Annotated in this window: 14 protein-coding genes; 12 read left to right on the top strand and 2 right to left on the bottom strand. The window is 61.7% G+C overall.

The window, feature by feature from the left end; all coding sequences use genetic code 11:
• From QU481_RS12415 to QU481_RS12405, 3 genes are all read left to right on the top strand, one after another.
• A partial coding sequence (locus QU481_RS12415) for an NAD(P) transhydrogenase subunit alpha (protein ID WP_289830337.1) occupies window positions 1–918 on the top strand: 918 nt, incomplete at its 5' end.
• 19 nt (window positions 919–937) lie between these two features.
• Window positions 938–1,237: a proton-translocating transhydrogenase family protein gene (locus tag QU481_RS12410; RefSeq protein ID WP_289830336.1), complete on the top strand. Its 300-nt coding sequence runs from the start codon at window positions 938–940 to the stop codon at window positions 1,235–1,237.
• 12 nt (window positions 1,238–1,249) lie between these two features.
• Window positions 1,250–2,623 carry an NAD(P)(+) transhydrogenase (Re/Si-specific) subunit beta gene (locus QU481_RS12405; protein ID WP_289830335.1) on the top strand — a complete coding sequence of 458 codons (1,374 nt, stop codon included), beginning with the start codon at window positions 1,250–1,252 and terminating at the stop codon, window positions 2,621–2,623.
• A gap of 164 nt (window positions 2,624–2,787) precedes the next feature.
• Here the strand turns inward: QU481_RS12405 and QU481_RS12400 are convergent, their stop codons facing one another.
• The gene (locus QU481_RS12400; RefSeq protein WP_289830334.1) at window positions 2,788–3,222 is read right to left on the bottom strand and encodes a DUF1810 domain-containing protein; all 435 of its coding nucleotides are present in this window, start codon (window positions 3,220–3,222) and stop codon (window positions 2,788–2,790) included.
• A 337-nt stretch (window positions 3,223–3,559) separates the two neighbouring features.
• Complete coding sequence (locus tag QU481_RS12395; RefSeq protein ID WP_494337228.1) at window positions 3,560–6,271, bottom strand: winged helix-turn-helix domain-containing protein; 2,712 nt, start codon at window positions 6,269–6,271, stop codon at window positions 3,560–3,562.
• A gap of 256 nt (window positions 6,272–6,527) precedes the next feature.
• Between QU481_RS12395 and nirD the strand changes: the two genes are divergently transcribed.
• The 9 genes from nirD (at window position 6,528) to QU481_RS12350 (ending at window position 14,392) form a co-directional block, all read left to right on the top strand.
• The gene (gene nirD, locus QU481_RS12390; protein ID WP_289830332.1) at window positions 6,528–6,836 is read left to right on the top strand and encodes a nitrite reductase small subunit NirD; all 309 of its coding nucleotides are present in this window, start codon (window positions 6,528–6,530) and stop codon (window positions 6,834–6,836) included.
• A 40-nt stretch (window positions 6,837–6,876) separates the two neighbouring features.
• On the top strand, window positions 6,877–7,899 hold the full coding sequence (locus QU481_RS12385) for a universal stress protein (protein ID WP_289830331.1): 1,023 nt from the start codon (window positions 6,877–6,879) through the stop codon (window positions 7,897–7,899).
• A 66-nt stretch (window positions 7,900–7,965) separates the two neighbouring features.
• The gene (locus QU481_RS12380) at window positions 7,966–8,946 is read left to right on the top strand and encodes a quinone oxidoreductase family protein (RefSeq protein WP_289830330.1); all 981 of its coding nucleotides are present in this window, start codon (window positions 7,966–7,968) and stop codon (window positions 8,944–8,946) included.
• A gap of 22 nt (window positions 8,947–8,968) precedes the next feature.
• Complete coding sequence (locus tag QU481_RS12375; RefSeq protein ID WP_289830329.1) at window positions 8,969–9,817, top strand: TauD/TfdA dioxygenase family protein; 849 nt, start codon at window positions 8,969–8,971, stop codon at window positions 9,815–9,817.
• A 77-nt stretch (window positions 9,818–9,894) separates the two neighbouring features.
• Window positions 9,895–10,947: a beta-keto acid cleavage family enzyme gene (locus QU481_RS12370; protein WP_289830328.1), complete on the top strand. Its 1,053-nt coding sequence runs from the start codon at window positions 9,895–9,897 to the stop codon at window positions 10,945–10,947.
• A 141-nt stretch (window positions 10,948–11,088) separates the two neighbouring features.
• Window positions 11,089–12,399, top strand: coding sequence for an MFS transporter (locus tag QU481_RS12365; RefSeq protein ID WP_289830327.1), 1,311 nt, complete (start codon window positions 11,089–11,091; stop codon window positions 12,397–12,399).
• A gap of 9 nt (window positions 12,400–12,408) precedes the next feature.
• The gene (locus QU481_RS12360; protein ID WP_289830326.1) at window positions 12,409–12,987 is read left to right on the top strand and encodes an RBBP9/YdeN family alpha/beta hydrolase; all 579 of its coding nucleotides are present in this window, start codon (window positions 12,409–12,411) and stop codon (window positions 12,985–12,987) included.
• A gap of 11 nt (window positions 12,988–12,998) precedes the next feature.
• A complete protein-coding gene (locus QU481_RS12355) occupies window positions 12,999–13,667 on the top strand; it encodes a DsbA family oxidoreductase (protein WP_289830325.1) in 669 nt (222 codons plus the stop codon).
• Between the two features lie 29 nt (window positions 13,668–13,696).
• Window positions 13,697–14,392: a CoA transferase subunit A gene (locus QU481_RS12350; protein WP_289830324.1), complete on the top strand. Its 696-nt coding sequence runs from the start codon at window positions 13,697–13,699 to the stop codon at window positions 14,390–14,392.
• Window positions 14,393–14,396: the final 4 nt, after the last annotated feature.

Below are 14,396 nucleotides of genomic sequence, written 5' to 3'. Positions count from 1 at the left end.
CAGCTGAAGGACGGGGCGGTGCTGATCGGCATGCTCGCGCCGTACAGCAACCCCGACCTGCCGAAGCTGGCCGCCAAGCAGGCGTCGGCGTTCGCGATGGAGCTGCTGCCGCGCACCACCCGCGCCCAGTCCATGGACGTGCTGTCCAGCCAGAACAACATCGCCGGCTACAAGGCGGTGCTGCTCGCCAACCACTATTACCCGCGCTTCATGCCGATGCTGATGACCGCTGCCGGCACGGTGAAGCCGGCGCGGGTGCTGATCCTCGGCGTCGGCGTGGCCGGCCTGCAGGCGATCGCCACCGCCAAGCGCCTCGGCGCGGTGGTCGAGGCGTTCGACGTGCGGCCGTCCACCAAGGAACAGGTCGAATCGCTCGGCGCCAAGTTCGTCGAGGTGCCGATGACCGACGCGGAGAAGGCCGCCAACGACGGCGTGTACGCCAAGGAGATGTCCGAGGACTACCAGCGCCGCCAGACCGAGCTAGTCGACAAGCACGCCAAGCAGGCCGACATCGTGATCACCACCGCGCTGATCCCCGGCAAGCCGGCGCCGCGCCTGTTGTCCGCCGCCACCGTGGCGGCGATGAAGCCGGGCAGCGTGATCGTCGACATGGCGGCCGAGAGCGGCGGCAACGTCGAATCGACCCGCTGTGGCGAGGTGGTGCACACCGACAACGGCGTCACCGTGGTCGGCACGGCCAACCTGCCGGGCCTGATGGCCGGCGATGCCTCGGCGCTGTACGCCAAGAACCTGCTGACCTTCCTGAGCCTGATGCTCACCAAGGAAGGCTTCTCGATCAATCTGGAAGACGAGCTGCTGGCCGCCACGCTGGTGACCCACGCCGGCGAACTGCGCTTCGGCCAGGCTGCCCCGGCCGCCGCTTCCGCCGCCCCGGCTGCCGTCCAGGCCGGCGCGTGACCGCATTCAGGAGAGTTTCATGGTTGTAGATCCGTTTATCACCAGCCTGACCGTGTTCGTGCTGGCCGTGTTCGTCGGCTACCACGTGGTCTGGAACGTCACCCCGGCGCTGCACACCCCGCTGATGGCGGTGACCAATGCCATCTCGGGCATCATCATCGTCGGCGCCCTGCTGCAGGTGGTCGACATCAACGGTGCACAGCTCACGCTGACCTCGGTGCTCGGCGCGATCGGCATCTTCCTCGCCAGCATCAACATCTTCGGCGGCTTCCTGGTGACCCAGCGCATGCTCGACATGTTCAAGAAGAAGCAACGCTAAGGAGCCGACCCGATGATCAATCTTTCTGCAATTCTCTATCTGGTCGCGGCGGTGCTGTTCGTCCTCGCGCTCAAGGGGCTGTCGTCGCCGACCTCGGCGCGACGCGGTAACACCTTCGGCATGATCGGCATGGTGATCGCCGTGGTCACCACGCTGATGATCATGGACAAGCCGGTGTGGGCGCTGCTCGGTGGCGCGATCGCCGCCGGCGCGCTGATCGGCACCTGGAAGGCCAAGACGGTCGAGATGACCGGCATGCCGGAACTGGTGGCGGCGATGCACTCGCTGGTCGGTCTGTCAGCGGTGCTGATCGCCGTGGCCGCGATCTTCCACACCGGCCAGGAGCACACCCCGGTCCAGAAGGTCGAGCTGTTCATCGGCGCCTTCATCGGCGCGATCACCTTCACCGCGTCGGTGATCGCCTACGGCAAGCTGTCCGGCAAGTTCGGCTCCAAGGCGGTGTCGTTCGGCGGCCAGCACCTGTTGAACCTGGTGCTGGCGCTCTCGATGGTCGGCTTCGGTCTCGCCTACTTCGTCACCGACAGCCACGCCGCCTTCCTGGCGATGCTGGCGGTGGCGCTGGTGCTGGGCGTGACCTTGATCATCCCGATCGGCGGCGCCGACATGCCGGTGGTGGTGTCGATGCTGAACTCGTACTCGGGCTGGGCGGCCGCCGGCATCGGCTTCACGCTGAACAACCCGGTGCTGATCATCGCCGGTGCCTGCGTCGGCTCGTCCGGTGCGATCCTGTCGTACATCATGTGCAAGGCGATGAACCGCTCGATCGTGTCGGTGCTGCTCGGCGGCTTCGGCGCCGAGGCGGCCGCCGGTGGCAGTGCGGCGTCCGGGCCGAAGAATTACAAGTCCGGCTCGGCCGACGATGCGGCGTTCCTGATGGGCAACGCCGACAGCGTGATCATCGTGCCGGGTTACGGCCTGGCGGTGTCGCGCGCCCAGCACGCGCTGCAGGAGTTCGCCGACAAGCTGACCGAGAAGGGGGTCAACGTGCGCTACGCGATCCACCCGGTGGCCGGCCGGATGCCGGGGCACATGAACGTGCTGCTGGCCGAAGCCGAAGTGCCGTACGAGCAGGTGCTGGAGATGGAAGAGATCAACTCCGACTTCTCCAACACCGACGTGGTGCTGGTGATCGGCGCCAACGACGTGGTGAACCCGGCGGCGCAGAAGGACAAGGGCAGCCCGATCTACGGCATGCCGATCCTGGAGGCGTACAAGGCGCGCACCACCATCGTGGTGAAACGCTCGATGAACGCCGGCTATGCCGGGCTCGACAACGAGTTGTTCTACATGGACAAGACCATGATGGTGTTCGGCGACGCCAAGAAGGTGGTTGAGGAGCTGGTGAAGGCGGTCGAGCACGCCTGATCGCCGCCGTTCCTGAGCCTGACCCGCCCTTCGGGGCGGCTTTTTAATTGCGCGGGCCTGCCTTGCCGGTGCGGCGGGGGCAGCGGGTTGGGCGAGCCGCATCGATGATGTCGGCTATGCCGGGCTCTATAACGAGTTGTTCAATATGCACAAGACAAAGCCCTTCAGTCTGCTTTCTTCTGGAGAAGATCGAGAGTCAAGGGGTCTGGCTCCCCTCCGAAGTACTTGACCAGCGCGTCTCGAAAAATTGTTGAATCGCACGCTGTTCGGTCAAACAACGTCATACAGGAACGGAACTTGAGTGTGTCCGGGTAGGAGAAGATCTGCTGGGCAGTAAGCCCCTCCAGGTTCAAAACAAGCTGCGTGCACTCTCTCAAACGCTCCCCCAGGAGCGGATGCTCAAGATAGGCCTTGGCTTCACCTTGAGACTTGATCGCATACTCCAGCGACATCGCACTGCTGCCAAGCCCGTCTATCTGCGGAAAGATGTACCATATCCAGTGCCCACGTTTTCGCCCCGCTCTCAACTCGCTGAGGACGGATTCATAGATACCGGCTTGAGCATCAATGAAACGCTGAAGGTTGTATGCATCATTCATGGCCATCTCCACGCGTTCAAGGGGTAATAATTGATACTAGCCCCCTACCCTCTTTGTTAATGGTATGGATGCCCCCTTGAGCGGGACGCGCCTTGAGGTATGGTGACTTTGGTCGATACACTGCCTGGCGGATAGAAGTACGGCAGTAACTCATGCTGCAAAAAGCGAAGAGGCCCAAAGGGCCTCTTCGCTTTTCCGCCATGATCAATTCAAGTCAGACTTCATTACTTCATGACTGGCTTTATTGTTTTTGGACATTAACACCAGGCTCTTCGCCCAGTCCACCCAACTGCAGAAAACATTTTTCTGCGAGTTCCATTCCTCGAGAGCGCAAAGGCTAGCGTGAAGGTGACGGCATATATTCCGCCCCTTCCAGGAACCCCAAAAGTTGCGCACGCCGCACGACCTGCTTGCGCGAGCCGACATCCAGCTTGCCAAACAGGTTTTTCAGGTGCCACTTGACCGTTTCCTCGCTCACTGACATTGCCATGGCAATTTCTTTGTTCGAGAGATTACGCGCCAATTGTTCAAGCAGATCCCGCTCCCTGGGCGTTAGCACCATGCTGGGAAGCGCACGCGGCGCCGAGACCCTGTGCTCCACAGGCGGACGGGCGACGCGCGGAATCTGGACGACCCCGCCGCCCTCCTCACTCTCCTCGGCCATGCGACGCGCCCAGTCGGCCAACGACGGATGAGCATCAGCAAGCGTGCGGGCCAAGCCGAAGGTTTGAGCTAGATTCATGGCTTCCCTGATTAAGGCCACACCGTCCTCACCAACATGGTCGAGCGCAAAGGCGCGCAGCGCCATGATGCAAATCCGGTAGCGGCCGAGCTTCATCGCATCCGCCTGCGGCGCCGCCACCGCAAGCGCCTCGAGCGCACCGCGCCAGTTCTGGGCCGATACAGCCACATAGGCGTGCGCCAGGCTCTGGAAGAAGGTCACCATGCGCCGCCATAGCGGGCCGTGCGCGGTATCGTTCTCGACGATCTCGTCGATCCGCTGCGCCAGCGCCCGGCAGGTTTCGGAACGGAAGCGCCAAGCATGGATGCGGATCTGCTCGGCCAGACTGATGACACACAGCTTGGGCAGGCCGCGCGCGACACCAGTGGTGTACATGGCTTCGAGCAAGTCGAGGGCGCGGTGTTCAACGCCCTGCGCCGCCGCCACGCGAGCCGCGGTACGGTAGGCATACATCACGGTTTCCGGCGTGCCGGTACGCTCCAGCACATCGAGACGATTGGCCAGCAAAGCAGCCGCCTCGTCGAGCTGGTCGCGCTCGTAGACCGCCGCGGCCAGCAGCGAGGCCAGCATGCACGACAGGGGATTGCGGCGGCCCAGCTCCAGCTCTGCCCCTGCCAGCGCCGGACGCAGCGCCTCCTCGGCAAGGCGATGCTGGCCCTCGACCAGATAACTCAAGCCGACCATGAAGCCGCCCCAGCGCGCCACGTAATTGCCCGGCTTGTCGATGCCAAAACTAGGGGCAAACTGCTGGTGGCGACGCACCTGTGCCGCATCGCCCCGCACGATGGCGCAGCCGGACAGACGATTGGCGTGGATCTGCAGCAGCCAGGGGTCACGGGTGGGCGGGGAGTTGGCCCATGGCTCAAAAAGTTCGACGAAACGGTCGGTATCGTCGCCGAAATACGCCGCCGCACTCATAATCAACGCGCATTCGTAGCGTAACTCGTCGTCAATGTTCGGGGTTGCGAGGAGACGCTCGACCTGCTGCTCGGCCTCCCTGTGGCGCTCGCTACGCGCCAACACCCACGCCGCCGCCAGACGCAAACGGGGGCGCTGCTCCAGATCTCTCTCCGAAAGGCGCTCAAGCCACTCGAGCACCGCCACCTGTTGGCCCTGCCTTACGGCATCGTAAAGACAGCGCTCGGCAAGATCGTACGCAACATGATATTCCCCAGCGGCATAGGCATGCCTTGCCGCCTCTTCCACCATACCGTGCTCGGCCAACCATTGCATGGCGCGTCCATGCAGTTCTGCCCTCTCCTTATCCGGCAACAGCGCGAATCGCGCACGCAACACATCACGCGCCAGCATATGCAAGCGGCTCCAAGCTCCATTTTCGCCGGCAACAAAGATGGGCGTTTCCCGCATCAGACGGGAGAGCAGTTCCTGCGCCTGCTCAAGACCGGTCAAAGCCTGGCAGAGGTCCGGATGAAGTCGATCGACCACCGCAATGCGCGTGAGAAAAGCCAGATCCTCAGCCGGCAGCTTCGAGATCAATCCATCGACGAAATAATCGCGCAGGTCACCAGCACTGGTAGACAAAGAGTTGACAACCGAACTCGGGTCACTGCCCCGCTCCATGGCGGAAAGAGCCAGTTGCAGGCCAAGCGGCCAGCCTTCGGTCAATTCATGCAAACGGGCACAGGTGTCCGCATCCACTCTCGCGCCAAAGCGATTGCGGATCAATGCAATCGTCTCATCAAACCGAAAACGGAGAATCTCCGGGCCAAGCACCACGCATTGCCCATAGCTGCCCAGGTCGGCGACCGCCGAATCAACCCCACCCCGTGCCGCCACAACAATCCGCAAGTTGCGCGGGGCGTTGTGCATGAGGTACGCCAACGCTGCCAGGCTCGCCTCCGGCAGAGAGTCGGCCTCATCAATGAACAGAACCAAATCCAGCGCGGACATCGCCAACTCGGCGAGCCAGGCTGTCATGCCCTCCAGTTCTCCCACCGCCGCTGTAGCGCCCTCCAGCAGGACGCGCCCGAAAGCTGGGCGTGCCGCGCCCACTCTGACAGCGTGGACCAGGCCTTGCAGGAAGCGATATGGATCGTCCCGGCCGTCCACCGACAACCAGGCGACCGCCGCGCCCTGCGTCAAATACTCGCGTCGCCACTGCGCAAGCAGGGACGTTTTCCCAAAGCCCGCGGGTGCCTGCACCACGATCAAGCGGTGCTCTCGCAGGCTTTCCTCAGCGGAGCCAAGCCGGGACCGGACCAACAAATGTCGTGGGGCTTTCGGGGGGGTTGTCTTGAGAACAAATTCGGTAACGGCGCCGAATACGCCACTAATCGCTGAGGTCATCAAGCTGCGCCTATAGGCTAAGTCGAACACCCTCCATGCAGGCAAGAAAGGATGTAACGCGAGGTCTGGCCGGCAAAACACCATCAGTTTGCCCACTTAGCAATCGGGCTACAAATGGCAATCCTTTTATAAAGGATCATTCGAATCGTCAAACCAGGTCAACCCCCCCCCTCCCTCCCTTTTCTGAGTAGGGCATCGGAAAGAGCATGGCTTTACGCTAAGTTCAGGATCACTCTTAGTTATTGGGGAAAGTCGGATGACGTATCAAGACGTCTGCGCCCAGGGGCATATTGCACCAGGGCATTCGCTTGCCGTACGGATCAGCGGTCAGGACGTCGCGCTGTTCAATGTGAATGGCGCCATCCATGCAATTGAGAACGCTTGTCCTCACATGGGCTCGGCACTCTCAGGCGGTTGCATCTCCGGGCGCACTGTAGCCTGCCCCGCACATGGTTTGCGCTTCGACGTCACGACCGGTGCTCATGTCAGCTCTCCTGCACTTACTGTTCCCACCTTCCCAGTCAGGATAGTTGACGGGAGGGTGCTGGTCTCGGTCGCTGGATGAAAAACAATCATCTTTAAGTTTATTGCAGGAGCCGCCCGCCATGTACCGACACCTACTAGTCCCCATCGACGACACCGATCTTTCCATCGAAACGGTGAGCCGCGCCGTCGAGTTTGCACGCACCCTTGATGCCCGCATCACCTTTTTTCACGCGCAGCCCGACCATGCCGCCTCGCTGTTCTGCACGGCGGAAGCCCCAGGGTGCATCGCGCCGGCGGAATTCACCTACGTCTACGAAAACCGGACGCGTGAATTGCTCGCCAAGGCCGAATCAGCCGCGCGAGCGCAAGGCGTACCGTGCGACTCTGGAAGTTCCGTCAACGACAGTCCGTATCAAGCCATCCTCGCCACCGCGCGCGACGCCGGCTGCGACCTGATTTTCGTTGCTTCGCACTGCAAGAGTGGCAGCATCGGCACGATGCTCGGCTCACAAACGCTCAAGGTGCTGATGCACAGCGACATTCCGGTATTGGTCTCCGCGACCAGCCAGTCCTCCTTGTCGGCCCAAGCCATCGCAATCATCCGCGACGAACACCGCTCGCTCGCCGCCGTTCTGCACGCGTGGCTCTATCTGATCCAAACGGCGGAAGAGCACGGTCACGCGCCAGACATCGAATTGATGCAGTCCATGATGCGTTATATCCAGACATTTCCAGCAATGCTGCATCATCCTAAAGAAAACGAGTACCTCTTCCGCAAGTTGCGCGAACGCACTTCGGAAGTCAATGCAGAGCTCGACGAGCTGGAACGCCAACATCAACGAGATACGCAACTCATCATGGAGCTGGCTGTCATCGTCGACAAATACGCCGCGGGCGAATCCTCGCTGGAGGATCTGAAAGACACCGTCGATCGATATGCCAAATTTATGTGGGAGCATTTGGGCCGCGAGGAAGGCGTCATCATTCCGGCGGCACAGCGCCATTTGACCGAAGCCGATTGGAACGAAATCAAGAATGCTTTTTGCGGCAACCATGATCCGCGTTTCAGCGGCAACACCGAAACCGAATTCAAGCACTTGTTTTCGCGCATCGTGAATTTAACCGCCCCCATTGCTAGTTGAGTCGCTAGCGGCACGACATATTTACCTAGCGGGCCCAGCGCCCGCACGGATGAACAGGAGATCAAGATGGCACATGCCATTCGCTTTTACGAAGCCGGCGGACCGGAAGTTCTGAAATACGAGGAAGTAACCGTCGGCGCACCCGGCCCGGGGCAGGTGCGCCTGCGCCACGAAGCGGTCGGCCTCAATTTTGCCGACACCTATTTCCGCACCGGCCTGTATCCGATCCCACTGCCTGCAGGCATGGGGGTGGAAGCTGCTGGCGTGGTTGAAGCTGTCGGCGAAGGCGTGACCAACGTTGCCGTGGGTGATCGCGTCACCTACACCGGTTTCGTCAACACGCTGGGCGCCTACAGTACCGAACGCCTGATTCCGGCCGCCCCGCTGATCAAACTGCCGGAAGGCATCAGCTGCGAAACCGCCGCCGCCATGACCATGCGCGGCCTGACATCCTCCTACCTGATGCGCCGCATCTGGGACTTCAAAGCCGGCGACACTATTCTGCTGCACGCGGCCGCTGGCGGTGTGGGGCTGATCGTCTCGCAGTGGGCCAAGGTTCTCGGTCTGAACGTGATCGGCACCGTCTCGAGCGATGCCAAGGCGGAAATCGCCCGCGCTCACGGTTGTGATCACACCATCAACTACAGTCACGAGGACGTGGCCAAGCGCGTGCGCGAGCTGACCGATGGCGTCGGCGTGAATGTGGTGTTCGACAGCGTCGGCAAGGACACTTTCGAGGCTTCGCTCGATTCGCTCAAGCGCCGCGGCCTGATGGTATGCGTTGGCACGGCCTCCGGCCCGATTCCGCCGTTCAACCCGCAGATTCTGGCGATGAAGGGTTCGCTCTACCTGACCCGCCCGGCCCTGGCCGACTACATCGCCGATCCGGCAGAGAAGGACGAACTCGCTGCCGAGCTGTTTGGCCATGTGGCCGCCGGCCGCATCAAGATCGAGATCAACCAGCGTTACGCGCTCGAGGATGCCGCACAGGCACACCGCGATCTGGAATCGCGCAAGACGACCGGCTCGTCGGTGTTCGTCATCTGATCGCGCTCAAGGAGTCAATCTCATGCGTATCGAACAACTGACTTATGCGCTCGGAGCCGAACTGACCGGTGTCAAGCTGGCCGATGCCATTCACGACGACGGACTGTTCGCCGAAATCCGTGCGGCTCTGCTGGAACACCGCGTGCTTTTCTTGCGCGATCAGGACATGACCCGTGCCGATCACGTGGCCTTTGCGCGCCGTTTCGGTGAGCTGGAAGATCATCCGGTTGCCGGCAGCGATCCGGAGTACCCCGGCTTGGTGCGTATCTACAAGAACCCGGACCAGCCGATGGACCGGTATGAAAACGCCTGGCACTCGGACACCACATGGCGCGAAGCGCCGCAGTTCGGCGCCGTGCTGCGCTGCGTAGAATGCCCACCGGTCGGCGGCGATACCATGTGGGCCAACATGGTACTGGCGTATGAGAAGCTGCCGGAAGAGATCAAGACGAAGATCGCCGGCCTGCGAGCCCGTCACAGCATCGAAGCGAGCTTTGGGGCCGCCATGCCGATCGAAAAACGCCTGGCGCTGAAGGAACAGTTTCCCGATCCGGAGCATCCCGTGGTGCGCATACATCCGGAAACCGGAGAAAAGATTCTGTATGTAAACGCCTTCACCACGCACTTCACCAACTATCACACGCCGGCCAATGTGCGTTTTGGCCAGGACCTGGTATTTGCCGGTACTGAATTGCTGCGCTATCTGATCAGCCAGGCCTACATCCCGGAATACCAGGTTCGCTGGCGCTGGAAGCCGAACAGCGTGGCCATCTGGGACAACAGCGCCACCCAGCATTACGCGGTGATGGACTACCCGCCGTGCCATCGCAAGATGGAGCGCGCCGGCATCATCGGCAGCAAGCCGTTTTAACCCCTTGATTGAATGGATGCCAAACCTGCCCTGAACGGGCAGGCAGGGCCAACTCACGTCTAAAGAAGGAACACATCATGCAATTTCTTGACGATTCGCTGCACCCGGAGAACCAGGACAAGGTTGTAATCACCGTTGCCCCGTACGGCCCGGAATGGATGCCGGAAGACTATCCGGAAGACATCCCGGTGACCATGGAAGAGCAGATCCAGAAAGCCGTTGACTGCTACGAGGCCGGCGCCACCGTACTGCACCTGCACGTGCGAGAACTGGACGGCAAGGGCTCCAAGCGCTTGTCCAAGTTCAACGAGCTGATCGACGGCGTGCGCAAGGCCGTGCCGGACATGATCATCCAGGTGGGCGGTTCGATCTCGTTCGCGCCGGAAGACGACGGCCAGGCTGCCAAGTGGCTGAGCGATGACACCCGTCACATGCTGGCCGAGCTGACCCCGAAGCCAGACCAGGTGACGGTGGCGATCAACACGGTGCAGATGAACATCACCGAACTCTTGACCCTGGAAGATTGTGCCGGCACCACGCTGGCCGACCCGGTCTTCCGCGCCGCTTACAGCGAAATGACCGTGCCAGCCGGCCCGGCTTGGGTGGAAGAGCACCTCAAGCGCCTGCAAGCCGCCGGCGTCCAGCCGCACTTCCAGCTCACCGGCATGCACTCGATGGAAACCCTGCTGCGCCTGGTGCGCCGCGGCGTGTACAAGGGTCCGCTGAACCTCACCTGGGTGGGTATCGGCGGCGGCTTCGACGGCCCGAACCCGTTCAACGTGATGGAGTTCGTCCGCAGTGCTCCGGATGGCGCTTGCCTGACGCTGGAATCGCTGATGAAGAACGTGCTGCCGATCAACATGATGTCGATGGCTATGGGCTTCCACCCGCGTTGCGGCATCGAAGACACCCTGATCGACCAGCGCGGCAACCGCATGACGTCGGTCGAGCAGGTCAAGCAGCTGGTGCGCGTGGCCAACGAACTGGGGCGCGACGTGGCCAATGGCAAGGAAGCGCGCGAGATCTACAAGATCGGCACTTGGTACGACAGCGTAGATGAAACGCTGGCCGCGCTCGGCATGGCGCCGAACCGCCAGCCAGGCGTGAAAAACGTACCACTGCGCAAATAAACCCCTACTGCAGCCAAGGCCGGCTACGGCCTTGGCTACCTGAGCAGTGGCGCCTATGCCAACAAGAAACTGAGCAGGCATCACTTACCCATTTGCGTCAAGTCGAAGGGCCTCATCGTGGTAATGCACACAGCAAAAACTATGACGTCGGATTACGCTGACCCATCCTCCATTTCCCGATCCTATGCCTGGCTGGTCTTTGCGCTGACATTCGGCCTGCTCTTGTCCGACTATATGTCGCGCCAAGTGCTCAATGCGGTTTTCCCGCTGCTGAAGGCTGAATGGGGGTTGTCCGACACGCAGCTCGGTTCGCTCAGCAGCGTGGTGGCCTTGATGGTGGGTCTGCTGACCTTTCCCTTATCGGTACTGGCCGACCGCTGGGGTCGGGTAAAGAGCATTATCCTGATGGCCTCGATCTGGGGGCTAGCAACGCTGGGCTGTGCGCTGGCTAGCAATTTTGGCGAAATGCTCATCGCGCGCTTTTTCGTGGGCGTTGGCGAAGCCGCTTATGGCAGCGTGGGTATTGCTCTTATTTTGAGCATTTTCCCGTCGCGACTGCGCGCGACACTGACCGGCGCTTTCATGGCCGGAGGCGCCTTCGGCTCGGTGCTCGGTATGGCGATTGGCGGCATGATCGCCGTACACATGGGCTGGCGCTGGTCGTTCGGCACTATGGCCATTTTCGGCCTGTTGCTGGTCTTGGCTTACCGTCTGACCGTGACCGAAAACAGGTTGAGCACCCAAGAGAGAAATGACACCTGCACTGACCGAATCAAGGTCGCAAAGGACCTTGAAATCGGTGCCCTGCTAAAAAGCCTGTTCTCCACCCGATCGGTGCGTTGCGCCTACATCGGTAGTGGTCTGCAACTGTTCGTGATGGCTGCGATGATGGCCTGGACCCCGAGCTACCTGAACCGTTATTACGCGATGCGCCCAGACAAGGCCGGTGTGGTTTCGGCCGCCTTTGTGCTGGTCGCAGGCATGGGCATGGTGTTGTGCGGCATCATCACCGACCGTTTCAGCCAAAAAGACCCGGCGCGTAAGTGGAGCTTTGCCATCTCCTACAGCCTGATCTCATTCACCTGCATGAGCTTAGCGCTGCAACTTCCTGCTGGTCCGCTACAGCTGGCCTTGCTGGCAACCGGAGTTTTCCTTGTTGCAGGCACCTCCGGGCCGGCTGGCGCCATGGTAGCTCGCCTGACGCCGACCTCGATCCATGCCACTGCCTTCGCCACCTTGACCCTGGCCAACAACCTGCTGGGGTTGGCACCCGGGCCATTCATCACCGGCATGCTGGCCGACCACTTTAACCTGTTGATGGCCTTACGCATCATTACTCTCATGGGTCTCCTCGCCTGCATCATGTTCATGTTCGGCAAACGCACTTACCGCAAGGATCTGAGCTATCTGGATGCCATGCGCGATCACGCCAAAACCCAAGCCCTGCTCTAGGAACCTCGCATGAATATCGACAAGAACACCACCATCCTGATCGTTCCCGGCTTGCGCGACCACGTGCCGGAACATTGGCAGACCCTGCTGGAAGAGCAGTTGGTTAAGGCTGGCCAGAAAGTACGGTCGGTGCCGCCGCTGGAAACCGACAAGTTAAGCTGTGCAGCCCGGGTTGCCGCGATGCAGCAGGTGGTTTCCGAAATCGACGGCCCGATCGTAATCGTGGCGCACAGCGCCGGCTGCATGATCACCGTGCAATGGGCGCAGCAGCACAGCCGCCCCATCCAGGGTGCCCTGCTGGCGGCACCGGCCGACCTGGAGTCGCCGATGCCGGCCGGCTACCCGAGTACTGATGCCATCGCAGCCAACAGCTGGCTGCCGATCCCGCGCAAGGCACTCCCCTTCACTTCCATCGTGGCCGCCAGCAGCAACGATCCGCTCGGCCAGTACCAGCGCGTAGTGGAAATGGCCCAGGCCTGGGGCAGCCGTGTGGCTGACATCGGTGCTGTGGGGCACCTCAACCCGGCCGCCGGATTCGGTCCGTGGCCGCAGGTGCATGATTTCATCCACGAGTTGTGCGGCGCGTGATGAAACCGAAAATGAAGTTCGAAGTCTTCTTCGACCTAATCTGCCCTTGGTGCTGGATCGGCAAACGTCATTTCGACAGCGCGCTGGCGCAATTGAGCGCCAGCCAGCCGGACGTCGAAGTGAGCACGGTGTGGCACCCCCTCGTCCTGTTGCCGGAGACCCCGCCCCTGGGAAGACCCTATCAGGAGTTCTACCTGCAGCGCCTGGGCAGTGCCGCCAACGTGGCACAGCGCCGGGCGCAGGTACAGGGTGCCGGGCGCTTGGCCGGCCTCGAATTTGATTTCGAAAGCATCGAAGTGCTGCCCAACACCATGGCCGGGCACCGCCTGATCCAGTACGCCGGTCAGCTCGGCGGGCCGAAACGGCAAGAAGCGCTGATCGAAGTGCTGTTCCAGGCCTATTTCCAGCACGGCCTGGATATCGGCCGGCCGGCCGTACTCGCGAGCCTGGCGGCCCGTTGCGGGATGGAGCCTCAAGAAGTGGCGGCCTACCTTGCCTCGTCGGCCGGGATGGCCGAGCTTCGCCACGCCCAGCAACTGGCACAGCACCGAGGTATCAGCGGCGTGCCGCACATCGTGCTCAATCACTCCATCCCACTCTCCGGCGCCAACCCGCCGGAGGTGTTGCTGGAAGCGATGCAGCTTGCGCTACGCACCGACCCGGCCACTGACCCGATTTAACTGCAACCTCCCCTGCCTGGAGCGATGTCATGAACAAACTCTACCCCAACGCGCAAGCCGCGCTGGCCGATATCGTGCGCGACGGCCAAACCCTGGCCGTCGGCGGCTTCGGCCTGTGCGGCATTCCGGAAGCCTTGATCACCGCGCTGCGCGACAGCGGTGCGCGCAGCCTCACCTGCATCAGCAACAATGCCGGTATCGACGACATCGGCCTCGGCATGCTGCTGACCACCCGTCAGATCAAGAAGATGGTCTCGTCCTATGTGGGCGGCAACAAGGAATTCGAGCGTCAATATCTGTCTGGCGAGCTCGAACTGGAGTTCACCCCACAAGGCACGCTGGCCGAGAAGCTGCGGGCCGGCGGTGCCGGCATCCCGGCCTTCTACACCCGCACCGGCGTTGGTACCGTGGTGGCTGAAGGTAAGGAAGTTCGCGAGTTCAATGGTGTGCCGCACATCCTCGAACATTCGCTCACCGCCGATATCGCGCTGGTCAAGGCGCTGAAGGCCGACAAGGCCGGCAACCTGGTATTCAACAAGACTGCGCGCAACTTCAACCCGGTATGCGCGATGGCCGGCCGCATCACCGTGGCCGAGGTCGAAGAACTGGTGGAAATCGGCGAACTGGGCGCGGATGAAGTCCACCTGCCCGGCATCTACGTCGACCGCATCGTAGTCAACGCTTCGCCCGAGAAGCGCATCGAACAACTCACCGTGCAGAGCTAAGGAG

This window comes from Crenobacter oryzisoli, from assembly GCF_030385785.1.
GTDB lineage: Bacteria > Pseudomonadota > Gammaproteobacteria > Burkholderiales > Chromobacteriaceae > Crenobacter_A > Crenobacter_A oryzisoli.
Note: the sequence above shows the minus strand (reverse complement) of the source record. Positions and strands in the feature narration are given on the sequence as shown.

Bases quoted from the DNA above. Each gene is read 5' to 3' on its own strand.
- QU481_RS12410 (WP_289830336.1), top strand. From the start codon at position 938: ATGGTTGTAGATCCGTTTATCACCAGCCTGACCGTGTTCGTGCTGGCC.
- QU481_RS12405 (WP_289830335.1), top strand. From the start codon at position 1,250: ATGATCAATCTTTCTGCAATTCTCTATCTGGTCGCGGCGGTGCTGTTC.
- QU481_RS12400 (WP_289830334.1), bottom strand. From the start codon at position 3,222: ATGAATGATGCATACAACCTTCAGCGTTTCATTGATGCTCAAGCCGGT.
- QU481_RS12395 (WP_494337228.1), bottom strand. From the start codon at position 6,271: ATGACCTCAGCGATTAGTGGCGTATTCGGCGCCGTTACCGAATTTGTT.
- nirD (WP_289830332.1), top strand. From the start codon at position 6,528: ATGACGTATCAAGACGTCTGCGCCCAGGGGCATATTGCACCAGGGCAT.
- QU481_RS12385 (WP_289830331.1), top strand. From the start codon at position 6,877: ATGTACCGACACCTACTAGTCCCCATCGACGACACCGATCTTTCCATC.
- QU481_RS12380 (WP_289830330.1), top strand. From the start codon at position 7,966: ATGGCACATGCCATTCGCTTTTACGAAGCCGGCGGACCGGAAGTTCTG.
- QU481_RS12375 (WP_289830329.1), top strand. From the start codon at position 8,969: ATGCGTATCGAACAACTGACTTATGCGCTCGGAGCCGAACTGACCGGT.
- QU481_RS12370 (WP_289830328.1), top strand. From the start codon at position 9,895: ATGCAATTTCTTGACGATTCGCTGCACCCGGAGAACCAGGACAAGGTT.
- QU481_RS12365 (WP_289830327.1), top strand. From the start codon at position 11,089: ATGACGTCGGATTACGCTGACCCATCCTCCATTTCCCGATCCTATGCC.
- QU481_RS12360 (WP_289830326.1), top strand. From the start codon at position 12,409: ATGAATATCGACAAGAACACCACCATCCTGATCGTTCCCGGCTTGCGC.
- QU481_RS12355 (WP_289830325.1), top strand. From the start codon at position 12,999: ATGAAGTTCGAAGTCTTCTTCGACCTAATCTGCCCTTGGTGCTGGATC.
- QU481_RS12350 (WP_289830324.1), top strand. From the start codon at position 13,697: ATGAACAAACTCTACCCCAACGCGCAAGCCGCGCTGGCCGATATCGTG.